This window comes from Shewanella xiamenensis (assembly GCF_014647135.1).
Classification (GTDB): domain Bacteria; phylum Pseudomonadota; class Gammaproteobacteria; order Enterobacterales; family Shewanellaceae; genus Shewanella; species Shewanella xiamenensis.
In genome coordinates this window covers 28,922-53,230 of the sequence record NZ_BMOP01000026.1, presented here as the reverse complement: position 1 = coordinate 53,230, position 24,309 = coordinate 28,922, and the positions used below count along the sequence as shown (strand labels likewise).

Here is a 24,309-nt window from a genome sequence, read left to right as displayed (position 1 = left end):
GTGCGAGCCATAAGCGTTCTATCTTGTTGACCCACGGCGAGTATACCGGCTGAAATAGTAATCTGAATTTGGGATTATGCTTGAGCCAAGCTACGGTCTTACGGCTCTTATGAATAATGTAATTGTCAAGGATGAGCGTGATGGTTTTGGCTTTGCGGTAATGTCGCTTAAGCTTCTCCAACATGGCAATAAACAGCTCTGACGCTTTGCTATCGCGGCTTACACAAAGCACTTTCCCGGTGCTGGCATGCAGGGCTCCAGCTATGTAATGCTTACGGTTGCTGCCTGGGGTGACAACGCGTTTTTGCTGTCCTTTTGGCATCCAATCTGCCCCGATTTTTGGGTTCAAGTCGATGTCTACTTCATCTTCATAGAAAACCGGATGCTCGACGCAACACTGCTCAAGTGCCTGATTTATAGCGGCCATTTTCTCCTCTTTGTGTGGGTCTTTGATACGCAATCTCGGAGCCGAGCGGCGCCAGACCATTCCTGCTTTGGGTAGTAATCGGCGGACGGTGGATGCAGCGATGCTGAGCTTAAGCTGTGCATTAATCACCATGGCAAGCAGTTCACTGCTCCAGCGGCTACGTTGGTAACCAAAGTCCTGTGGGCATAGCTGAATAAGCAAAGATAGACAGAGCAATATGGGGTCTATGGGCAAGCTTGCCGGCCGTCCCAGCGGCAGAGATTTAAGCCCATCAACGCCGCTTTCGGTATACCAGCCTAACCAACGACCAATACTGGAGCGTGCTGCACCAGTAGCATGATGAACGTCAGTAATCGACAGCCCTTGATGCAGCATCAGCATAACGATAAGACGTCGAGCGAAGTGTTTATCCTTGGTTTTATGGATCAATTTCTGTAGTTGTTTGCGCTCTGCGCGACAAAGTGGTGGTAAGATGGCCATTCTCAGTCCTCGGCGAGTGGTGGGTTTGTTTGGCGATAGATCAGATCGCTCAAACAGGACTGAGTTCCCTTCCTTTGATCTACTATTTGGAACAGCTATTTAGCCATGCAAAGCAAACCGAGTAATCTTTACTACCAATTTTAGAATTTAACAATGGGTGGCTCATTAAACCCAAAAGTTATTTACCAATTTATATAGTAGACTCGATCTTATTATTGATACTTCTATAAACTAAATATAAGTGTATTAATTCAACCAATGCAAAATTAACTATTACGATGGTGAAGAATTTCAAACTCCCAATAATCCACAAGCCAAATAAAAAGAACACTCCTAAATTTCGAAACTTAGACCATGCGAAATAGTTTGCTGGATATTCTTTACCTGCAAAAAAAGATAGCAGTTTAAAATTAAACGAGATAGCAGTAGCTGCATACACTAGGATCATACTAAGTAATAATATGAGCAATTTAAAGCTAAACACATTCATCCATGTGAAAATCGATTCATACCAAAATTCAAGCCTAAAATCAACGGCAAGACCGATAGCAACAGATAAAGCCAATACAACGCTCATACCCAATATACTAATTTTATTCATACAATTTCCTTAAGATAAAAATCGTGGAATTCCATTTCACACAAGGATAAATAGAGTTAACGAGGGGGATTAAAATGTGACTGAAGTTGTTTGATTCGCTCTGGGATCAAATCCATTTTATTGTCGGTGTTTAAGTCATCACAGTTTTCAGCAACAACCCGTTCTACGCCATTTTTATCAGTAAAATAGAGTTTTTCGCAGTCGCATCTCAGTTTAGCGATGAGCGGCTTTTCCGCTTTAGCTTGGCGAACCTCGGCAACCCAGCAGGAATCAGCACAACCGCAGGAATGATAAGTCAGTTCCTCGCTTGAGACAGGCCAATCCAGCTGATATTCGCCAGCCAGCGCATTGCCCACACATGTCACAAGAGCAAACAATATGAATAATAGATATCGAATCATTTTTAATTATCTAAAGCTTAACTGATTTTCTTTAGGACTAAGGATTAAACCACCTTGTTTAATGCTTAACCCAATAAAAATCATAATCTTACGACCGCGCCATTAACAATGGGTATCCATTTTATTTTCCTTTTAATCTTTAACTCAAAAAGCCTTCGATGAGCGAGTATTACCTTGACTCATCGGGAGAGTCCATATATAGCTCATTAAACCTTGGCGTTTTTATCATCTAGCTCTCGCTCTATTTCATCGGCTGCGGACTCAATACTTTCGATATTTTCCTCCTCGATATTACTCGCAGAGTCATCTGATTCTTTCTCTGCTTTAGAAGAAAATACACTGTCCATATGGTTATTGAACTCTTCTTTCACAAGTTCTTCTTGTTGAGCATAATCTTTGTCAAATAGTTCTTTAAACGCTTCAAAGAATGGTTCTGTTTTTCTGAATTCCTTGAATAAAGGCCACTCAATTATTTCTTGTTCTGATAAATCGCCTGCACCGACAACAGTTTTTAATAATTTTGCAGCACAATCATTATCTTGATTTAGCACAGCCACAGCCAACTTAAACTCGTAACCAGTTGCGCTCCAATCAAACCGCTTTAACACAGCTTGTGATTTATCTTTTTGATCAGACCTTAAGTAAGCTTGAGCTAAGTTAATAGCCATCATTCTTTTAATGGTTTCGTTATGGTGCTTAGGTAAAGAAATAGCAAACTCTAAAAGATCTGCTGCGAGCGAATTTTTTCCTTTTGAAACTAAATTGTAGCCAACCTCATTTAAGCTATTATCAGCATTTTCACGATCTACAGGGAATAATTTACGCCAGAGTACATGAGCTAATTTTACCGATATCTCGTAAATGACTTTATAAGCCCGTGAAAGATATTCACCATTAACCGTCAAGCGATCACCAACTGAAATATCTTTTATATCACAACCATGCTGCTTACAAACTTTTATATATTGGCTAGATACGATACCATTTGCATGAACAAATAGATTTCTACGCTCAGTTATCTCAATAAACTCACTCCAGACATCCAAGTCTTTTCTTAGTTTAATATCGAATTTACTTTCAAGTATAGAGAAGTGTTCAGAGTGGCTTTTTCTTAATATTGACTCGATTTCCTTTTCTAGCACTTGCTCTTTTGCATCATCCAAAGATTCAAAAGATAGTAAATCTACATAAGTAATTTGACGAGAACTGTCATTAAGTAACTCAGGTTTGTTTGTGTATAACACCCTTAACAATGAACCAAGGAAACAATCAAACTCACTCACATATGAGACTAAAAAATTTCGTGGGATTAACTGTATAGATGTTCTTAAGCTGTTTGACTGCTCTCTTAATCTTCTAACTCTGCCTTGGCGTTCAACGGGAACAGAGTAGATTTTCTTTTCATCATCTTGCTCTGTTATTTCACCATATTTTTCTAGGTAATCACCATGAGCTTTTGTCAATTTAGATGCAACAGTTGCCACTGTTGATAAGACTAGTGGCGCACTTTCGTTTAAAGCATCCATGTTTTCAATAAAGTCAAAAACGACATCACTAATTTTCTTTTCTTCCATAATGCTCTCAATCTGGATTAGTGCTCAAACACCTAACAATTAAACTAACTGGCGAGCAAAAGCGTAGCTTTTGTGAGTCCAGCGAACAAAGTGAGCGACAGTTAAGCTCAATGTTGAACGAAGCCGCTTTGCGGCAGAAACAAGATAAATCAAAAAAGATCGGACAGGCACTTTTTATGCCTTAACAATCGACCAATAACACCTGAGCCGCAGGTGTACACCATCCCCTCGGAGTTGCCGCAGGGCGAATAGACAAATTGCGTGAGTCTCGCCACGGATGGCGAGCTAGCTTTCGCAGGTGCAGGGACGCATCCTTCGGAAGCGATAGCAAATTTGCCAATGAGCACAAGGGGCTTTCAACTCCGCTGCAAAGAGGCAAGAGGGAATTGCTGTTGATCCCCTCTTGGTCGACTCTTGTTTAAAAATCAGGGGTTAAATACCCACGACTTTGATTTATGGTAGAAATATCGACTACTTTATTTCGGGAGTACCAATTCACCAGAGTCATACGCCCTATCAAATTCTGCTTTGGCATCGGCTTTATGGTTTAGGCAGTTAACCATATGTTCATCTGACTTATAGTTTTTGCAGTCTTCGGGGACGATATAGTATTTGCGCCATGCTTCGGCTTTACGTATACGTGCGGCTTCGTTTTGCTGAGCTATACGTTGTTGTTCCGCAGCCTGTTGCATTGCAATTTGTTGCTGTTGATATTCAATAATCTTGCGTTCTTTTACGGCTTGTTGGCGAGCAAGTTCGGTTTGCTTTTGTTGCATAGCATACTCATTAAGCCCTTGCGTCAGGCGGTATTCGATATAACTCAAATAGCCAATTCGCACTAACAAAGTAACCAAACCCGCTAGCAAGATCCCTAAGGTAATTTGTAAAACTGGTTTCATTCCAAAATCCATTTCTATTCTGAACAGCTTTTTTCATCAGAAAACATCAATACTACGGGTTACGCCCGAACTGGCATTGTTGCACCAGTGACCTTCTAAAACATGGATGTTTTAGTAGAGCCTACAGGGACGTATGCACGGCGTGTCACTGGTGTAACAGTGCAAAGGCCTGCGGCAGGCAATGAGTGATACAGTTACTTTGCAGCGATGCAATTGCTAGTTAGTAACACAAAGTGAACCAGCAATATTATTGGGTATGGGATGAAACCCCACGACCTTGATACATCTCGGCCGCTAGGTCGTAATCACCCCATAATTCATCAAGTCACAAAGCATTAACTTCAATTGTTAAGTATTTAATTATGCTTTAAACGCCTAAAAAACAACGTAATCAATAGCATCAACAATGTGAAATCCATAGTCCCACCACCGCCTTCGGATGATTTTTCAGGTTCACCAGTATCATTAACGATAAATGTCACATCAAACGTCAATTGTGCGCCCAACGGATCAGTTGCGGTGACCGTCATCAAGTATTGACCTTTAGTCTTAACTGCACCGTGGAATATTCCATCCTCACTAGCTATTAATCCACTCGGTACATTCTTATATGTATAAGTCACAGCCTCACGATCAGGATCAGCAACAATTTCTGAAAGCATACCATAATACTCTTGATCCTTTTCAAGATACTCAATACCAATCTCCGCAGTTAACATAGGAGCATCGTTAACGTTAGTCGGTGTAATATAAAAGATCTCTGTAGATAATGGAGGAATATTCACTCTCACTTGAATGGGACTGGCTGGAGTTGGATCAATTAAATTTTTTGAGGCAAACATATCTTCATTAGTAAAAGTTCCACGAATATATTCACCATCCCAAATCAATCTTTCATGTATATATTCAGTTTGAAAACCGGTAACCACAAGGTTGTTTCCATTTAGAAAATGCTTCTTAATATTTATCGCCAAAGGAACATCTTGAACAGCTGGAACAGAGCCTTTAGGTAAACCACCTTTATATATAAGAGGATTAGGGTTAGAGAGGGTAAACGTTGTAATATTAGGTGACATTAAGTTAACGAAAAAACCTTTCTTGTCGTTAGTGAGCTGAAACCAACCATCTGCAATAGCATACACCTGGGAAGACTTATAAAAATACTTTTCTTCATCATCAAACACATAAGAATGTCTTCCAGAGCGTTCAATAAAATAATTTTCACTCTTTAAATAAATAGCTTCTTTGGGATAACTAACACTATTCTTCATTTTAGATAGAAAAAACTTATTATCTTCTGATGAGTATTTATAATTCAACAACATATCACTACCCACAATAAGTTCTTTCCCATCATTAATTGTATATATAGCTTCAACACCACTAAATCTAGATGAATCAACTCTTTCTGGGATAACTATTTCTTGAAAAACTACAAAGTCATTAATATCAGACTGCCATTTCAAAACATATAACTTAGGCTCTACCTTCGTTTCATTAATCCCCACCCTTTCTGGAGAGAAGATGACTTCATCACGACCCTCTAATCGATATAACTTGTAGGTACTATTTGATATGAGCGATTTATCAGCTAAGATTTTTTTACGTTCGCAAGAATCTATCACACCATTTACACTTAACTTACAAACACTATAATCGTAACTGGTTTTTCCTGTATGAGTATCATCATAATTAGGGTGTAAAGCAATAATGGTATCTTTATTTACAAATTCAACCTGTTCTACATATGAACCGTACTGATCTGAACTAGATGAAAATTCTACTTCTTGAGACAATGATAACTCATTACCTTCAAGAGTAAATCTAACTAATTTTCTAGCTCCGTCATAATTTGACTCAGATAAGGCGTAATAGTTTTTATTATATTCACCTATAGGTTCCACATTAATATAACCAACGAGATCTGATGCTATACCAAAACTGGCGGAGCTAATATAATCCACTCCATTATTATCAACATTATACTTCCATAAATAAATTCTTTTATCAGCAGAAAATTCATCACCAGCAGTACCAGATATTAATATTTCTTTTTTAGCCTCAGAGAAAGCCACCTTTAAGGATGATTTAGGCAGGTTATTTTCATACGTCTTATCAATTGAATAAGGGCTTTCAACCGCTATAGCTGATACTGAAAAAAAAGATAAAATCACTAATATACTTCTATACATACAGACACCTCACCCAACATCAGTATAATTATTAGTTAATCAACATACTCACGTAAAAATCATCAATTCCAACGGATAAAATCGACAATCATTAGATCCTTAAAACCAATACTAACGTCAAAAATTAACCCACATTCAGTGTTGACATACAAACCAGCACCATCAAAACGTTTCAACTTTGTCGTTCGACAAAAAAGCTCTGCCATGGCTACCGCACTTGGCCAACACCCATTAGCCAAGGGATTCCACTGCTGTAATGCTTTTATAGAATCTAGAATCTAGCACCTAGAGTCTTATCGCATATTGTTCAGGAGGTGTTCTTGCGAAATAAAGACACATCTTCCTGATGCAAGTGAACTGAATCGAGGTCACGATTAAGTTTCATCCTTGTTAAAAACCTAAGATAACGTTGTGCTGAACATCTGTCTACCACTTTCACATTACAAATTAGATAGTTAAGTGATGACTTAAGTTTATTTGAACGGATGCAGGTTTACTCAAGCCCACAAAAAACCAAGGGGCCCGTGGGCCCCTGGTTGATAGCGTGTAAAAGAGCTTTATGCCGTAGCTAACAAAGGCTGATTTTTCGTTTTACGCAGATGATAAGCAGTGAAGAGCACAAACCACAGGGCGCTTACGGCGAATCCAGCTAAGGTTGAATGCATAATCCCCATGGCCAAATAGCCTAAAGTGGCGCCAAAGGCGATGGCTAAGGCATAGGGTAGCTGGGTCATCACATGGTCAATATGGTGGCAACCTGCCCCCGTGGCCGACAAAATACTGGTGCTGGAAATCGGCGAGCTATGATCACCAAACACTGAACCTGCAAGCACTGCGGCAAGCATTGGCAGCATTAACGCGATATCGCTGGCTGCGGCCATGTCGCCAGCCAGTGGCAACATAATACCAAAGGTGCCCCAACTGGTTCCGGTGGCAAATGCCATGGCGCAGGACAACACAAACACCACCGCAGGCAACACTTCAATTGGCAAGTTACCGTTGGCGAGGGAGGCCAGATATTTGCCTGTCTCAACATCGCGAACAACCGCACCAATCGCCCAGGCAAACAGCAAAATATTAATGGCGGGTAACATGGCCATCACGCCTTGCGGGGCGGCTTTAAGCCAGTTTTTAGCGCCTAAATTTAACCGCAGCGCAAGCACAATTGACACCGCCAAGCTGCACAGTGCGCCATACACTAGCGAGGAGCCCACATTGGTGTTTTCAAAGGAGCCAAGTACGCTAAATGGCAGCCCTTTTTCATCCAACACTGCCGCACCAGAGGAGATCATAAAATACACGGTCGCGCCGGTGAGGGTTAGGATCGGCAATACCATATCGATCATGCCACCGTTACTTTCTTCAGGGCTTTCCATATCTAAGCCGATTGGACGAGGCTTAGACGGATCCCAAAGCTTTCCCTCCAGCGCCCATGCTTCATGTTTACGCATCGGGCCGATATCCATTTGAAAGATAATCACCACCAGCACCATCAACAGGGTAAACACGGCATACAGATTCATCGGGATCATCTCAACAAAGGCTGAGATAGGGCTTTGATCGCTAATGCCGTGGGCGGCCATAATGCCACCGATAAGTGCGATAATATAAGCGCCCCAAGAGGAGATGGGCATCAGTACGCACACGGGCGCAGCGGTGGAATCTAAAAGATAAGCCAGTTTGGCGCGGGAGATTTGAAAGCGATCTGTCACCGGACGGCAAATGGCGCCAACCGACAAACTATGAAAAAAGTCGTCAATAAAAAACGCAAACACCATCACGCCTGTTAAGCCTTTTGCGCCGCGACGGGTCTTCGCGCGCTTAGCTGCCCACTCGGCAAAGGCGCGGGTGGCGCCAGAAACCGTCATCAGACTAATGAGTCCGCCAAGCAATAACATAAACAGCAACATATTGATATTGTCGCGATTAAGTGCGCCATCGACCCAAAAAATCTTCAGCACGGTATTGAACATATAGTGCAATGAATCAAGGGGAGAAAACTGATTGAGTAACAAACTGCCGGCCACAATCCCTACGCCAAGGGATAACAGTACGCGACGAGTGATGATCGCCAAGGCGACGGCTAACAAAGGGGGAAGTACTGACCAACCTGAGTCAGCAAAATGACTAATGTCCATGATCTCTTTTCACCAAAAAACGGGTGGAGATCTACCGAGAGGATAAAGAAACAAAACCTATAGGGAGGTATTACTCCTCAGCCCCTTCAGGTAGCGCTCCATAGTGGATGACTATGGCAGTCTTGCACCTATTTGATGCAAAACCAGCAGCTCGGTTTGATGACCTGGCTACTTCGGCGCTGACTCCTTTCCTTGTACATCTGCGGCATCACCCTCCGCACAAGTAGTCATAGGCAGCGCGCCTCTACTTAAAGGTATTCGAGCGGGCATTCTAGCGAGATGGGAACTGATAGCAAGTATTTTGATCCCATTCGCGCATAAAACAACGAATCACCTACAAGTTGGCAACGGAAGAAACATCTGCTTTTCAACCGTCGCAATGGCGCCAAATGGGCTTATACGAGTAAATGTTTGCCAAAGAAATCCAAGGTTCTTGCCCATGCAAGCTCAGCCGTTGGCTCATCATAACGGGCGGTGGAATCATTGTGGAAACCATGATTCACATTCGGGTAAAGATAAGCGACGTAATCGGCTTTATTGGCCTTTAGCTGGGCTTCATACTCGGCCCATGTATCGTTAATCCGTTGATCTAATGCGGCAAATTGCAACATCAGAGGGCCTTTAACTCGGCTGCGCAGCTCAGTGGCCGCTGGGGTGCCATAAAAAGGCACGCCTGCAGCAAGCTCGTCCGGCATGGTTGCGGCAAGCATATTGACGATATAGCCACCAAAGCAGAAACCGACGGCGCCGAGTTTGCCATTACTCTGCGGGTGCGACTTTAAAAAGCGCGCGGCGGCGATAAAATCCTGCTCGATTTTGGCCCTATCGAGGCTCGCTTGCATGGCGCGGCCCGCATCATCATTACCGGGATAACCACCAAGGCTATAAAGCGCATCGGGGGCAAAGGCGATATAGCCCTTGGCCGCTAAGCGGCGAGCCACATCTTCGATATAGGGATTAAGGCCACGGTTTTCGTGTACCACCAATACCACAGGGGCTTTTTTACTGAGATCTAAGGTCTTAGGATCGCCCGCCTTTTGGCCTGGGATCAGCAACGCGCTTGGCAAAACTAAATAACCCCGCCCTTCGCCATAGCCTTCGGGGGACGGAAACTTCACATAACTGGCTTGGATTGTGGGATCGTTAAAGGACACTTGCTCGGCTAAGGCGTAATTAGGCATCAGTGCGCCCGTCAGTGTGGTCATGGTAAAACCCAGTGCCACTAAACCTGCGAGGCGCGCCATAAACTCACGACGATCGATTACGCCGTGGGCATATTCGTCATACCAGTCAAAGGCTTCCTGAGGAATGACAGGGAAAGGTGGTGTGGTTAGTTCTGGCTTATGATCTGGGCTCATCGTTCTTTCTCCATTAAACAAGCTAACCACTGGTTTATATTCCCTAGCTTGTGAGTTATCTAGCGGCCTTACCAAGAGTAAAGGATGAGAGCTTGTCAGGGCAATTAGCTTTATGCCGCCGATTTAATAATTCTCCACTCATCAATAGCCAATTTATTGTTGATCATGCACCCGAATTGGCGTGAGCTTTTTATTCCCTAGGGGCATTTTTGTGTATAATGTCGCCAAACAACATATTAATATCATTACATTTCAATAACATAAGTTACCAATGGAGTTCAAATGGCAATAGGGATATGCAGGGTACTTTGTACCACTGTCACGCTCACGCTTGGGTTAACGGCTTGCGATAATCAGGTTTCTGATAAGTCAGCAAGTATACCCGCTTCGCGCGAGTATCAGATTATTTCTACTTCACACCTCAACGATGGTTTCGAAACCCGTAAAGTGTTGCAGGCACGATTGCTGCTGGATTACCAGTTACAAGATACAGAAGGTAAGGTGGCCAGTTTAACCACGCCACTAACCCATAATGCCCGCTTTTTTATCCAACCTAATCTGCTGCAAATTAGCGATTATGGCATGCCGATCCCGGTGAGTAATATCGACCCAAAAGCCAAATCCAATGAACTCGCTCAGTTGGTTAAAGATGGCTTTAATGTGGAATTTAACAATGGTGAAGTCCGCCAACTGACACCCATTGCCAAGATGGATCAAAAAGATATCAAGGAGTTATTTGAGCGCTGGCAAAATCTTAATAACTTGTTTAAACAAGCCCCAACCTTGCCTGTGGCGCTTGAGCCTCGCGTCGGTTATAGCACAAGCGCCCCGATGGATGGGCGCTTAACTTGGACGGTTGAGCAGGTCAGTGAAGATAAGTTGATCGCCGTGTTACAAGGTGAAAAAGGCAAGTATAAGGCCTATGGCAAGTTCGAAGTTAACCGCAAAACCGGTTGGTTAGAGAGCATGGCGTTTTTTCAACGGGAAGAGCGCCAAGGCAGCACTTTCACCCACCGTACCGTGATGGCGCCTAAGGATAGGCCGTATATCATGAGCACGCTTTGGCATGCCGATGATAGATTTGATGCTGAGCGCGATAGGGATGATCGGCAAAAGGAGCTATACCGCATTAGCGAGGTTCCGCAGGAGTATCGCCCCAATAATGAGGCATTTATAAAATCCTTATTACCAGACCAACAAGGTATTTTAGATAATGTTGGCCCTTGGGGTACTGATACCCCTGAAGATCTGCAATTGCGCTTTGTCCACAATATGAGCCCGCAATATGTGGAAGCCGATGTACGTTATGAGGACTTAAGCGCCTTTGATGCTAACGGTAAACCGATTGACATTCACTTCTGGCAGCACGGTAAAGGTTGGGCGAGGAATTATAATCCCTCGATTGAATCTGCAACCGATATTATTGCGACGGGGTGGGATAACACCGCGAATAAACTCAAGCAGATAGACCATATTAATGCCAAGCTAACGCTTATCCCACAGACGAATAAGATCGTCGAAAAGTCGTGGGATGAATTGCTGGCAACACCTTACACCTTTGGCGATGCCAGCCTAACAATCCAGGTGCTCGATGCCGAGGCGAAACTGTTTAAAGTCATATCAAAGCAGAGTGATGATCAGAGTATTAATCTGCCTTTCCAACAGTTTAAAGGCATGATCGCAGAGGCCCGTCGCGAAGGTAATTATCCCTCCTGGTTAACGGCGACGGAAAAGGAGCTGCTAGAGCAATTAATTGGGGCCGATGAGAGCCATCACCTCACCAGCAACGCACTGTTACTCAAGCTCGATGAGATCCCCAAAACCGTGGTGTTAATCGAGAAACAACCCCAGCCGGAGTTGACTCAAACCAAGACGATTCGCTTTGTACAATTTACCGAGTACAACAAAAATCTGGCGAATCCTCCCACCGAGTTTGGTAACGCCAGCCTAGGTAGCTTCACCAATCCGACGCTAGATAGCGCTAAAAATGAGGTCAATACAATCCAAGGGATAAAACTGGTGTCTGACAATGGCCATAATCTGTATATTCCCATGTCAGCGGCTTTGGCGACCGCCTGTAAACCTGAAATAGAACAGGGTTTTAATGAGGGTAAAAATCCCGTCACTTGGCAGTTTGTTCCCAATGCCCTAAGCGGCAGTGCCTATATGTTGATGACTCCGGATCATGTGCGGCAGTTTTTCTACGATAAACAGATCAAGGGTAAGATCCGTTGCCAAGGTGATATCAGTTGGCAGCCTTTAGAACTGGCCGCGACAGACCGCCCTTGGTTAATCGATTTACAATCTTGGCTGACGCAAACGGGATATGGCAATGAGCCGAGTAGCAATCTTAACAATTACTTTAAGGTCGAAGATGCCCAAGGCAATCTGTTAACCATTCGACTCCCCGAAAATACTCAGCAGCCGATTAACGAGGTGCTAGTCGATGGGCGCTATTTGAGTATTGCAGGCCCCGCCGCCAAGGTGAGTTATATGACGATCGCCAAAGAACCCAGCGATATCCCCTATGAATTCACCTTTAAACCTTTGCCTTAAGGAGCGGTTATGCGTCCATTTACTGTAAAACTGCTCCTAGGAGCACTCGTACTTATCAGTACCCATGCCAGTGCACAAAAGGTGTTACTCGATGCCCATTGGAAGGTTGTCAAAGATGAAAAACAGGCTCAGTACTATCTAAAACAATCGACCGAAGTGATCGACGGCCATTATAAGGCTGAGGTTTATTACAAAAACAAAGATATGCTTTTTTGCGCCAGTGCCCTCGCCGATAACAACATAGGTAAAAAACTCACCAGCGAACAATTTCGCGGTGCATATCAATGTTACTTTGAGGATGGCAAACCATACGAGCAAGGCTTTCGTAACGAGCAAGGCCAACTTCATGGCTTGCTTAAAAAATACATTGCCACCGGCCAACTGTATGTTGAATCGCACTATGAAAATGGTGTGAAACAAGGCCTCGAAACGGGTTATTGGAATGGTGGCAATATCCGCTACAAAACCACCTTTAAAGATGGCCAAGAAGTCGGCATCAGCGAACATTTTGGCCCAGAAGGTGAAGTCACCGCCAAGATCTGCAATGACCCAACCTGCGTGAGTCAATATTTTAATCTTGGCAAACTTAACCGTGAAGAACATCGCGTTGATGGTCTATTGCAAGGTACTGAGACTACTTGGGGCCTAAATGGGCAAGTCATCTCGACCCAAGAGTATGTTAAAGACAAAAGGCACGGTGACTATTTTGAATATTTTGACAATGGCAACGTCAAACACCATTACCAATATCAAGCTGATTATAAGGTTGGTGAGCAACTAACTTACTATGAGAATGGTCAGATCCAATTAAAGGAACTGACTAACGATAAAGGTGATGCGCTCCAAGCCATTGAATACGATGAACAAGGGCAAATTAAAAAAACCACCGACAGCAAATACCAAGGTAATCGTTGGGTTTATCGTAAACAGCAGCGCTTTAGTAAAGGCCAACTGATTGAGAGCGCAGAAAACGATCTACTCAAAAACTGGTCACTTAGCGAAGACTACGAGCAAGGCGAATTAGTGAATCGTCGCGAGGAACTCGATAAAAAATTGACTGGCTTGTATGTTGAATCCGTCAAGAGCCGAAGTGGCACAGACATTATCACCCGCGAGCATTTTAACGCAGGCAAGCGTGAAGGCCCCTATGAAATGGTGAAATTCGACCATGAAACGGGTAAGCGTTGGGTGGCTGAACAGGGTCAATATACCAATGACAAGCCCTCGGGCAAATGGAAGAAGCAGCAAGAAGATGCCAGCCTCACCTTTAGCTATGATGACAATGGTGAACTCCATGGCGAGTTTCGTAATGAGACAAGTTCAGGGCAACTGCTTGAATTAATAAATTTTAACCATGGCAACCCCGACGGCTTAGTGCAACGTTACGCCAACAATGGTCAATTGTATGAAAAAGGCGTATACCGCAATGGTCAACAGGATGGCGATTGGATATTTACCGATGGTGAGTACGGTTTCCGCCCAATACCCAACCCTGAAAGACGTTATTGGTATGGTCGCTTTGATCAAGGTAAACAAGTCGGCCATTGGGAACTGCGCTCATCTGAAGATTATGTGCTCCAAATCGCCAATTATGACGAGCAGGGCAGGCTTGATGGTAAGCAATACGAGTTTGAGGAGCATGGCTGGATAGAAGTGATTAATCGCTACAATCATGGGCAGTTTTTGAATCAGGAAACACCGCCGCCGGTAATTGCTCCTGACCCTGTTTTCTCAACGTTTTAGCTTAATCAATTAACGTAAACCTTGGCGCAGGGCACTGCATTATGTCCTGCGCCAAAGACATAAATTCAACAGAGTAATTACATAGGCCGCACATACCTTGGCCTTAAGACCCAGAGCAAGGAATCAGCATGTTCTATACGACATTTCGCTTTATCAGCCTCTCGACTGCCGCAGCCAGCCTAGTCAGTGTCCATGCTCTGGCAGCGCAAAATCTATCTTCCATGATGGTCGAAATTCGCCAGCAGGACGGTATTCCCAGCTATTACAATCTCGCCACTGGTATGCCGTTAAATGGCGATATTGCCATCGTTCGCGATAACCAAGGCTATACCTTAGGGCAATTTTCTCAGGGAATACCTAATGGGAAATGGCAAGTATTTCATACTAATAACAGCAGAATTGTTGAAGGTAATTACCAACAGGGCTACCAAGATGGCACCTGGCGACTGTTCGATTTAGAAGGCGCCATGACCGAGGAGCAGCAATTTGCCAAGGGTGTCCCCATTGGCGAATGGAAAGAATTTAACGCCACTGGCCATGTTAACCAAAGCACTGTCTATCAAAATGGCCAAAAATCCCAAGTTAAGCGCTTCTTCCCCAGCGGTAAATTGCAGGCGCAAGAAAGCTACCTCGATAACCTTCGCCACGGCAAATGGGAAAGCTTTTATGAAAACGGCACCCTCTCCCAAAGCCAAACCTACGCCAATAACCAACTCACCGGCCCCTATCTTGAACAAAACTCTGTAGGCCAAGTGGTCGTAAGCGGCCGTTTTGATGCTGATGGTCGTCGCCAAGGATTATGGGAAACCTTTTACGATGACGGCACCAAAGCCAGTGCCAGCCAATTTAATCTTGATAAACTTGAGGGTGAAGAACGCACCTTCTACCCCAGTGGTGAACTGGCGAGCCTGTGCCACTATCAAGCGGGGCTGCGCCACGGTAAGTGCCAGCAATTTAATGAACTGGGCAAACTCCAAGTCGAAGAGCAATACCTCAACGATGTGCTAGAGGGACGCCAGCAGTACTTTAGCCTTGAGGGCGTACTGACCAGCGATTTGAACTACAAGCAGGATATGCTCGCAGGCGTGCAAAAGTACTTTCACCCTAATGGCCAACTTAAAGAACTGCGCACCTACCAGGACTCGCAACTGGCTGATAATGGTCAATATCCGTTGCACGGCCCTTCTGAGCGTTACGATGCGGACGGTAATCTTATCGAAAAAAGCAGCTACAACATGGGCTTAAAGGATGGATTATTTGAGCGCTATAACGGCGGTAAACTGCAAACCGCAGAGGTATGGAAGCTAGGTCAACGTGACGGAGAATTTCGCCGTTACCACACCAATGGCCAGCTCCGCAGCTTAGATGTTTATGTGGATGGCAAACTCACCGGCCGCTCTGAATCCTTTTACGAAGATGGCACTGCCAATGAGCGCGGCGAGCGTATCGAGGGCGCTTGGGTCGGTAAATACGAGTCTTTTTATGATAATGGCAAACCGAAAGAACTTGCTCACTATGCCCGCAGCAAAGCGGATAACAGTAATAGTTATCCCCTCGACGGCCACTTTAGTCGCTGGTACTACAATGGCGACCTTAATGAAGAAGGCGAATATAAAGCAGGCTTAAAAGAAGGCCTTTGGGTCCAATATGCTTCTGGCCTTAAGCAAAAAGAACAAACCTTTGTTAACAGCAAACTCAATGGCGATTACGCCGAATATTACCAAGGTCGCCGCCGCGTCACTGGCCAATATGAGGATAATCAAAAAACCGGCCTCTGGATTGATTACCGCTATGAAGCCAAAGATCCAACCTACGGCGCAATCCCCGAGGGCAATATCAGCCAAAAAACCTACTGGAAAGATAATAAACGCCACGGCACTAGCGAGTACTACAGCTTTAAACAAGTGGTTTATCGCTTAGAAACCTATGATAACAATGATAAAACGGGCTCCTATGCCGAATATTATCCCAATAATGGCCAGCTTAAACTTAGCGGCACTATGGATAAAGGCCTGCAAACAGGATTATGGGAAAGCTGGTATGAGGATGGCATTTTAGCCGCCAGCAGCGAATTTTTAGATAATCAGCAGCATGGCAGCAGCAAAGAGTATTACAGCAATGGCCAGCTCAAACTCGAAGCCCAATACACAAAAGGCGAACTCGACGGCGAGCGCAGGGAATACCATCAAAATGGTAACCCTAAACTGAGTGAAACTTGGCTAAAGGGTCAGAAGGAAGGCGAAGCTAGCTATTATCACGTCAATGGCAAACTCGCCGAGCAAGGCACTTATCTTAAGGATCGCCGGGAAGGTTTATGGCAACAGTTTTGGCCCAATGGCGAAAAACGCAGTGAAGGCAGTTATATCGCCGATCGCCAAGCGGGGGATTGGAATCATTACGATCAGCTCGGCAAGTTGATCAATACCGAGCACCATGGCTAAGAAATTGCGTTAGATTGCATGCAGTTTGCCTAGTTTGTGACTCGCAACATCGGCTAAGCAAAAGGTATTAATCGATAACTGGGGTTTTGAATAAAAAAGCGATCTCGCTCAAAATTTTATGCCTAACCCCAAATCTAAAAGAATATTCATGCAAAGTGTGCCATAACCAATGTCTATACTAACGGCATTTTTCCGCTTTGGATCAACTGCCTATGAAGACATTTATCAAAGACGAATTTGCCCTGCTACTCGGAATACTCACATTAGTATTCTTCAAGACTGGCGGTGATAGTTTGCTCGCCGATGGCACGGCTCTCTCAACCTATATTCCCGTTTCACTCGCCCTACTCGGAGTGGTAACTTGGGCGATTTTCTCCGTGGTGCGTCACTCGGATGCGCTTGCCATCAAGCTCGGCGACCCTTACGGTACCTTGATTTTAACCCTGTCGGTAATTTCGCTCGAAGTGGTGATGATTTCTTCGGTGATGTTAACGGGCGAGCCAAATCCAGTGATGGCAAGGGATACCATGTTTGCCGTAGTCATGATTATTACCAATGGCTTAGTTGGTATCACTCTGCTACTTGGTGGCTGGCGCTATCATACTCAGCACTTTAATTTAGATGGGGTGAAATCCTATTTAGTGGCGATTATTCCCCTCGCCCTGCTCTGTTTAGTGCTACCTAACTTTACCGAGGGCGGCACCATTGGCAGCATGTCCAAGCCCATGTCTTGGATGCTCATCATCATCTCGATTTTGCTCTATGGCATCTTTTTGGTGATCCAAACTAAGAGCCATAGCCACTTCTTTGTCGATGCCGACCACGAGGACCACGAAGAGCATCACGGCATACTGCGCAGTAATATCTACCACACTATGCTGTTGATTGGTTATTTGCTGGTGGTGATTCTGCTCGCCAAAACCCTTGCTATGCCCATTAATTACAGCGTGGCCTCTCTCGGGGCGCCGCCAGCACTGGGCGGCTTTATTGTCGCCTGTTTGATCTTATCTCCAGAGGCCGTAGGTGGCTTTAAGGCTGCACTCAATAATCAACTGCAACGGGCGATGAACCTCTATTTTGGTTCAGTGCTCGCCACCATAGCTCTCACCGTGCCCTCAGTATTGATTGTCGGAAGTGTGATAAATCAAGAGGTACACTTAGGCCTTTCTGCGGCGGATATGGTGCTTTTAGCCACCAGTTTAATGGTCTGCAAAGTCAGTTTTAGCAGCGGTAGAACCAATGCTCTCCATGGTGCGACCCATATAGTGCTGTTTATTGTGTACCTTTTCCTGATGTTTGAGCACGCCTAAATAGCGCTTACATTTAATAGTAAAACCCATTAGCCGAGGATTTACCTCGGCTTTTTATTGGCCTACGGTTGCATCTTATTTGGCCGTAGCAGGCTCCCAAGCAATAATCCACAGCCCAAACCGCCAAGATGCGCGGCATTATCCACGCCGCCAAAGAGCCCCATCACAAGACTTGCAGTAACAAATAGGGTCAGATTCAGGGCGAGTGGCATATTGTCCGCCAAGGGCAATAAGCCCAACCAAATCCACATGATCAACACCCCAAATAATCCCATAATGGCGCCCGAGGCACCGATACTGATCATCGCCTCATACCAGCTAATACTGGCAATGCTCGCCACTAAACCACAACATAAATAGACCCCGAGTAAACGCCATTTACCCAGCAGTGGCTCCAAAAACATCCCCGCAAAAAACAGTCCGTATAAGTTAAAAACCAAATGCATCAAGCCGCCATGTAAAAACACATTGCTGATCAACCGCCAAACTTGTTGATCCAAAACCAACTGGCGAAGGTTTGCGCCCCAATCGAGCAACAGACTGTTTGGAAAGGCGATAAAGTGCTGGCTGGCAAAGGCCATCAACATAAATATCAAGCTATTGATATAAAGCAAGATTGGCGTGATAACAAAACCCTGCCGAGGTTTAAATTCAGCCAAAAAGCCATAAAGCTCTGCCTTAGGTTTTTCTATGCTTAGCTGCGCCACCAAAGCCTGAGATGCCTGTGTCTCGTCCAGTTTTAGCATCAAGCTCATCAGTAACCACACAATGGCAGCAAAGCTTAACCAGGCGATAATCCACGCTAATTTATGGCCATTACGCGCCTCGAAGGGCTTATTCACTGGCATCAAGACAGTTTGATAACCATCGAAATACACTGAGCTTTTTTGAGCAGCGGTCAGTAGCTGAGTGTAGCGGGTCGACGGGCCGATACGGTCAAGATAGACAAAGTCTTCAGGCTTAAAGGCATTAAAATCCTGCTGGCTCTGATGAATAAACTCTTGAAATAGCGCTTCTTTCTGCTGAGGTTCGAGTCTATTACTGATCGTTTTCTCATAAACTTTGCCATACCATGCCAAGGCTTTAGCACCGACCAACCAACTCTCGTTACGTTTAGCAAAAATCGGCATCGCAATATACAGGCTCATACGCAACTCACTATTACCCTTGCCAATCGGCTCAATATTGCGCTGTACGCCGATATGTTTTTTATCGATATAAAACTGATTTAATTGGTAATACTTGGTTTGCGGCTGGTGCAATAGTGCATTGATGGACTCGAGTTGAGTCAACTTGCCCGTTGCGCTATTAAGGTATTCCTGCGCCACGATAGTGGGCACGGCTAGCAACAGCACGGCAATCACAAAATAGATAAAACGGCTATTACTCTTGGTAAAGCGGAATAACTTAAGCCGAGGTCTTAAGTAGAAAAACAGCAAGGGCCAAGGCAATATCAGCGGCAGCCAAAAATTGATAATCGATTCGTCAATGCTCAGCAGTTGGAACTCGATAATCAACAGCCAATGGAGCAAGCTGTAGCCTGAGACAAATATCAGGCAGAGCAGTATAAAGGGCACATAGATCAACTGGAGTTTTTTTAAGACTAACGCCACACGCATATCATCCTTGAGAGAAAAAACCTGCCAATAATACGGTGTATCGCCACACAACGCACCCTCTACGGGGTGATTAATTGACTTTTAGTTAAGCCTATCAATCATCTACAACACAAGTGCTAGAAAAATGACAATAAAAAGGCCAGAACGATTCTGGCCTAAAAACGGTCAACCTATCCTGTGACGGGACATGGATAAGCAGGAAACGCCTGCCTTAGGTCTCGCTGACCTTAGCAAATTGCTGCTGATTGCGCTGCTTCTTATATTGCTTAGCATCCGCGGGGATCGGAGTGACTTTGCCTGTTTCTAACCAAGTACGTAAACGGTTAGCATCGGCCATATGGGTATACTTACCATAGGCATCGAGCACAACAAAGGCCACTTGGCGTTTGGCCATTTCGGTACGCATCACTAAGCAGTGCCCTGCTTCATTGGTAAAGCCCGTTTTAGTGAGGTGGATATTCCAGTTATCTTTATAAACCAAGCGATTGGTATTTCTAAAATCGAGGCTGTACTTTGGTTTGCCAAAGGTTACGGTTTTCTTTTCGGTCGAGCTTAACTGGCCTAACATGGGATAGCCTTCGCTAGCCTTTAGTAACACCACCAAATCCCGCGCGCTCGAGACGTTCTTCTCTGACAATCCAGTAGGCTCTACATAGCGAGTGTTTTTCATCCCTAGGGCTTTCGCCTTAGCATTCATCGCTTTAATAAAAGCTTTATGGCCACCGGGATAATGGTGGGCAAGACTTGCGGCGGCACGGTTTTCAGATGACATTAATGTCAGCAATAACATTTCTTTACGGCTAATTTCACTGCCAATACGCACCCGCGAATATACGCCGCGCATTTCCTTAGTATCATTGATATTGATAGTAAGCTTTTCATCCATAGGTAACTTAGCATCTAGGGTTACCATCGCGGTCATTAGCTTAGTCACGGAGGCAATGGGCCTTACGGCATCGGGATTACTGGAATAGAGAATTTCATTAGTTTTAAGATCAACGACTAATGCACTATTAGCTGCCACCTCCTGCTTAGCAGGGGCTTTTTTAGCAGAAGTTGCTTTAGTGGCGGTGCTTTTTGTAGTGACAGAGGCCGAATCGGCTGAATGCGCTGTCGCGGCAACAGTTAAACTGCTGCATACCAAGATAAAACTACCAAGCAGAGAAGGGATCTTCATGTAGAATTCACTGAGTCGTTAATAAGTCGAATGTGCTACGGCACAGGGTTGAGGCTAAGTATAAGAGGTATATGCCGAAAGGAATAGAACTGAACACGACTTTTATCAGCAATATCAGCACTTTTGATGCTCGACTTATAACAAAACCTTTAGTTTTTACCACCTGTAAAAATAACAAACTTAGCATTAAATATCACCAATAAATAAATTGGCAATCAGGACCACTATAAATAGCGACATTTTAAGTATAAAACACCAACATCATAAAAATCTCTACGAGAGCATGTCGACGTTTCAGGGTTATTTTTGCAGCAATTTGACAGGCGATTATGCAAGGCAAAGTCCGTGCTGTGTCGTTATGATACATAAACGGATGATAACGCGGCAGAAACGGTGAACCAAATGCTGCCCGAAGGGTTCTTCTGGCAAGCCCTTGTTCTTACTTTCTGTCATAAGAGCCGCGCGTCATTTGAGTAGAATAACGACACATCGTTTCGCGAGCACGAGCTTGCCTGAACGAACAAAATACAATCTCGAAACGTCAACACCCTAGGCTAATTGCCAATCAGACGAGCCGCCATTTCAATAAAAGCGTTAAAGCGTGATGGCAAAGGCCGAGTGCTCTTATGTACTAAATACAACGACTCTTGCACTTTTTGTTCAAGATCAACAGTCCATAAGCTCTGCCTTGGCGTAAAGGCGTTAACTGTACTTAAAGGAAGCACAGTAAAGCCCAATCCTTTCGCAACGGGCAGCAGAATTTGGCTCAATTGGTTAACATAACCTGTGCGGCGGATGTGATGAGTAAAAGCTATAGCAGGCGCTTTGCTGCGCAATTCTCTAAGGGCGGCAACCTTTGGCTCCCCCCCAAAATTGACCCGCAATACTTGCTGGAGGTAATAATCACCATCGGGATGATCAATAAAGCCAATACGCTCAAGGAGTTCAATCCCAATTTCCTCCGCCATATATTGGCTTGGGAGCACCAACGATAACTCAGCATAACCTAGGGCTTGATAAGTGAGTTCGGCCTCCTCCCCTCGTTTTGTCACTATTCCCATATCGAGCTGGTTAGTTAAAATCCCAGATACGATTCGCTGATTAGGCGCCGCCTCTATCTTCACACAAAGCTCAGGATACTGGATTTGGCGTTCAAGAAAATCAGGATAAAGTAAACTCGCAATCGCACCAGAACAGCCAAATCGGCACTCACCCGCATGGGCATTATCCGTTTGTATACGAGCGAGCAGTTCTGTTTCGGCGTGCTGATATTGTCGGGCATGCTGATAAAGCATGGCTCCGGCCTCTGTTAACTCAAACCGCTTCCCCTTTCGAAGTAATAGCGGCACACCGACTTGTTCTTCAAGCTTTTTAATATGTTGGCTAACCCCTGGCTGTGTCATAAACAGTTTATTAGCCGTATGAGTAAAGTGCCCGACCTCAACGAGAGTGACGAACGTGGCTAACCATTGTTGATTAAGCATAAACATTCCCGAATCGACTACCCCTACCAATAATAACCATAAATTATCAAAATAAGAAAAAATGATAATTTTTATTATTCAAGTCAACTTCATACACTAACGCTATACCCAATGAGGCGGTGATGGTTCAACTTCATTGGTACTTATTCCATTCTCAGTAAGGAGTTAACATGAGCAAACCTTATCCACGTACTTTCTCGCATATTGGCATTTCAGTTCCCGATCTCGATGCTGCCGTTAAATTTTACACTGAGGTTCTCGGTTGGTATTTAATCATGCCACCCACTGAAATTATCGAGGATAATTCGGCTATTGGTGAAATGTGTAGTGATGTATTTGGTCCCAATTGGGGATCTTTTAAAATTGCTCATTTATCAACAGGCGACAGAATTGGCGTCGAGCTATTCCAATTTGCCAATCAAGTAAACCCAGAAAACAACTTTGAATATTGGAAAACAGGCGTATTCCATTTTTGTGTTCAAGATCCAAACCTGGAAGAGTTAGCGGAAAAAATTGTCGCTGCTGGAGGAAAGAAACGCATGAAGGCACCAAGATATTATTATCCAGGCGAAAAACCTTACCGCATGATCTATATGGAAGATCCCTTTGGCAATATCCTCGAAATATATAGCCATAGCTATGAACTACATTATGCCTGCGGCGCCTATCAATAAGCCATTACTAAATAAGCTGCCTATATTTTTCGTGTTGGTTTTATCCATAGCGATATTGATATAGGCAACTCAATAACTACGATCAGCTTCAGCGTCTCACGGTTCGGAATATTAGCATCAGGGTAAAACCAATCATCAGCACAGAAGACTTGACATCTTTAAATATTTTTAAGACTTAAGTTGCAAACCTGTAGCCTATTGTTACAACTTCAGTTATATTGCACTTCATCAGGGATAGAATACTTTAGCATGCTGATTAGAAAGCCTTTTTAGACCAAGCTTTAGTCAGCGCTATAGTGTAAATTTGTGTCAGGATGATATTTTATCTATGCTTCTCCCGCGCAACACCACTCCTTGATAACAGAAAATAGTGCGACACCTATCGGTATAAGTTGATACCGAAGGTTTGCAACGTACTTTTGATTAATATTTATAAGGGATTGATGATGTTAAAAAAAATACTTACCCCCATGTTAACTATTTGTCTATTACTTTCAGGTTGTGCTTCAGTGCCGATGGCATCGAAGGAGGAAGATACTAAATTAAAAACCTTCCAAAAACCGGCTGAAAATAAAAGTGGCATCTATATTTACCGTAATAGTTTTGCAGGACAAGCACTGAAGAAAAATATCTACATTAATGGCAATCTAATTGGTGAGTCAGCAAACAAAGTTTATTTTTACAAAGAAGTTGATCCTGGTGAGCAGAAGTTATCGACCGAATCTGAGTTCAGCGAAAATGATTTAACAGTGAAAACAGAAGGGGGTAAAAATTACTTCTTCGAGCAATATATCAAGATGGGTGTTTTTGTTGGTGGCGCAGGCATAAAAGCCGTATCTGATACAGAAGGCATGAAAAACGTACAAGAATGTAAACTTGCCAAATAGTCATTTTAAAAGGATTTAGAATTGAAAAAGTTTAACTTCATTCTGTTGGCCATGAGTCTTATGCTGTCTAACATAGCATTTTCAGAAGGCATACCAGAAAACCTACCCTTTAATATAGAAGTAACACAGCAAGAAAGTGAGCTAATTTCATTTAGAAATTTATCAAATGAAAAAATTATCATTGATATTTATGGAGAAGAAATAGCATTAGAAAATAATTCTGGGGCTATTTTTAACTGTACTGGGTATGGCTTTGTTGAGATTCAATTTAAAGATACTCTTCATGACTACTTCGAAGTTGCCTGTAAATCATCAATTACAATTAAGAACTGAGAATGCATATAAATG

At 43.9% G+C, this 24,309-nt stretch carries 18 protein-coding genes and 1 riboswitch; of the genes, 7 read left to right on the top strand and 11 right to left on the bottom strand.

Translation table 11 applies throughout. The annotated features are described in order from the left end of the window. From IEY09_RS17180 to IEY09_RS17145, 8 genes are all read right to left on the bottom strand, one after another. A partial coding sequence (locus tag IEY09_RS17180) for an IS630 family transposase (protein WP_188872018.1) occupies positions 1-907 on the bottom strand: 907 nt, incomplete at its 3' end. A gap of 190 nt (positions 908-1,097) precedes the next feature. After that, positions 1,098-1,508 (bottom strand): hypothetical protein, encoded by a 411-nt coding sequence (locus IEY09_RS17175; RefSeq protein WP_188872016.1) that lies wholly within the window; start codon positions 1,506-1,508, stop codon positions 1,098-1,100. 56 nt (positions 1,509-1,564) lie between these two features. Beyond that, positions 1,565-1,864: a hypothetical protein gene (locus IEY09_RS17170; protein WP_229778005.1), complete on the bottom strand. Its 300-nt coding sequence runs from the start codon at positions 1,862-1,864 to the stop codon at positions 1,565-1,567. A 251-nt stretch (positions 1,865-2,115) separates the two neighbouring features. Beyond that, positions 2,116-3,483, bottom strand: coding sequence for a hypothetical protein (locus IEY09_RS17165; RefSeq protein WP_069453406.1), 1,368 nt, complete (start codon positions 3,481-3,483; stop codon positions 2,116-2,118). 476 nt (positions 3,484-3,959) lie between these two features. Continuing rightward, on the bottom strand, positions 3,960-4,382 hold the full coding sequence (locus tag IEY09_RS17160; RefSeq protein ID WP_069453407.1) for a hypothetical protein: 423 nt from the start codon (positions 4,380-4,382) through the stop codon (positions 3,960-3,962). Between the two features lie 356 nt (positions 4,383-4,738). Then, on the bottom strand, positions 4,739-6,574 hold the full coding sequence (locus IEY09_RS17155) for a putative Ig domain-containing protein (RefSeq protein ID WP_069453408.1): 1,836 nt from the start codon (positions 6,572-6,574) through the stop codon (positions 4,739-4,741). Between the two features lie 557 nt (positions 6,575-7,131). Next, the gene (locus IEY09_RS17150) at positions 7,132-8,712 is read right to left on the bottom strand and encodes a Na+/H+ antiporter NhaC family protein (RefSeq protein ID WP_099456914.1); all 1,581 of its coding nucleotides are present in this window, start codon (positions 8,710-8,712) and stop codon (positions 7,132-7,134) included. 83 nt (positions 8,713-8,795) lie between these two features. Beyond that, positions 8,796-8,967, bottom strand: a riboswitch (Lysine riboswitch). A gap of 140 nt (positions 8,968-9,107) precedes the next feature. Next, the gene (locus IEY09_RS17145) at positions 9,108-10,070 is read right to left on the bottom strand and encodes a dienelactone hydrolase family protein (RefSeq protein ID WP_099456915.1); all 963 of its coding nucleotides are present in this window, start codon (positions 10,068-10,070) and stop codon (positions 9,108-9,110) included. Positions 10,071-10,352: 282 nt separating this feature from the next. Between IEY09_RS17145 and IEY09_RS17140 the strand changes: the two genes are divergently transcribed. From IEY09_RS17140 to IEY09_RS17125, 4 genes are all read left to right on the top strand, one after another. Beyond that, on the top strand, positions 10,353-12,626 hold the full coding sequence (locus IEY09_RS17140; RefSeq protein ID WP_188872012.1) for a hypothetical protein: 2,274 nt from the start codon (positions 10,353-10,355) through the stop codon (positions 12,624-12,626). A 9-nt stretch (positions 12,627-12,635) separates the two neighbouring features. Beyond that, complete coding sequence (locus tag IEY09_RS17135; RefSeq protein ID WP_188872010.1) at positions 12,636-14,369, top strand: toxin-antitoxin system YwqK family antitoxin; 1,734 nt, start codon at positions 12,636-12,638, stop codon at positions 14,367-14,369. A gap of 128 nt (positions 14,370-14,497) precedes the next feature. Continuing rightward, positions 14,498-16,810 carry a toxin-antitoxin system YwqK family antitoxin gene (locus IEY09_RS17130; protein ID WP_188872008.1) on the top strand — a complete coding sequence of 771 codons (2,313 nt, stop codon included), beginning with the start codon at positions 14,498-14,500 and terminating at the stop codon, positions 16,808-16,810. A 212-nt stretch (positions 16,811-17,022) separates the two neighbouring features. After that, on the top strand, positions 17,023-18,120 hold the full coding sequence (locus tag IEY09_RS17125; protein WP_047538288.1) for a calcium:cation antiporter: 1,098 nt from the start codon (positions 17,023-17,025) through the stop codon (positions 18,118-18,120). Between the two features lie 62 nt (positions 18,121-18,182). Here IEY09_RS17125 and IEY09_RS17120 read toward each other — a convergent pair whose 3' ends face one another. From IEY09_RS17120 to IEY09_RS17110, 3 genes are all read right to left on the bottom strand, one after another. After that, complete coding sequence (locus IEY09_RS17120; RefSeq protein ID WP_188872007.1) at positions 18,183-19,739, bottom strand: rhomboid family intramembrane serine protease; 1,557 nt, start codon at positions 19,737-19,739, stop codon at positions 18,183-18,185. Positions 19,740-19,950: 211 nt separating this feature from the next. Beyond that, entirely contained in the window at positions 19,951-20,916 is a 966-nt protein-coding gene (gene pbpG / locus IEY09_RS17115; RefSeq protein ID WP_037414829.1) for a D-alanyl-D-alanine endopeptidase, read from the bottom strand. Positions 20,917-21,470: 554 nt separating this feature from the next. Beyond that, positions 21,471-22,400 carry a LysR family transcriptional regulator gene (locus tag IEY09_RS17110; RefSeq protein ID WP_051714042.1) on the bottom strand — a complete coding sequence of 310 codons (930 nt, stop codon included), beginning with the start codon at positions 22,398-22,400 and terminating at the stop codon, positions 21,471-21,473. Between the two features lie 170 nt (positions 22,401-22,570). On the opposite strand from IEY09_RS17110, the gene IEY09_RS17105 reads away from it, so the two are divergent. The 3 genes from IEY09_RS17105 (at position 22,571) to IEY09_RS17095 (ending at position 24,294) form a co-directional block, all read left to right on the top strand. Continuing rightward, positions 22,571-23,074, top strand: a complete 504-nt coding sequence (locus tag IEY09_RS17105; RefSeq protein WP_037414837.1) for a lactoylglutathione lyase family protein — start codon at positions 22,571-22,573, stop codon at positions 23,072-23,074. Positions 23,075-23,520: 446 nt separating this feature from the next. Then, on the top strand, positions 23,521-23,961 hold the full coding sequence (locus IEY09_RS17100; RefSeq protein ID WP_172587458.1) for a DUF2846 domain-containing protein: 441 nt from the start codon (positions 23,521-23,523) through the stop codon (positions 23,959-23,961). A gap of 21 nt (positions 23,962-23,982) precedes the next feature. After that, complete coding sequence (locus IEY09_RS17095) at positions 23,983-24,294, top strand: hypothetical protein (protein WP_172587386.1); 312 nt, start codon at positions 23,983-23,985, stop codon at positions 24,292-24,294. Positions 24,295-24,309: the final 15 nt, after the last annotated feature.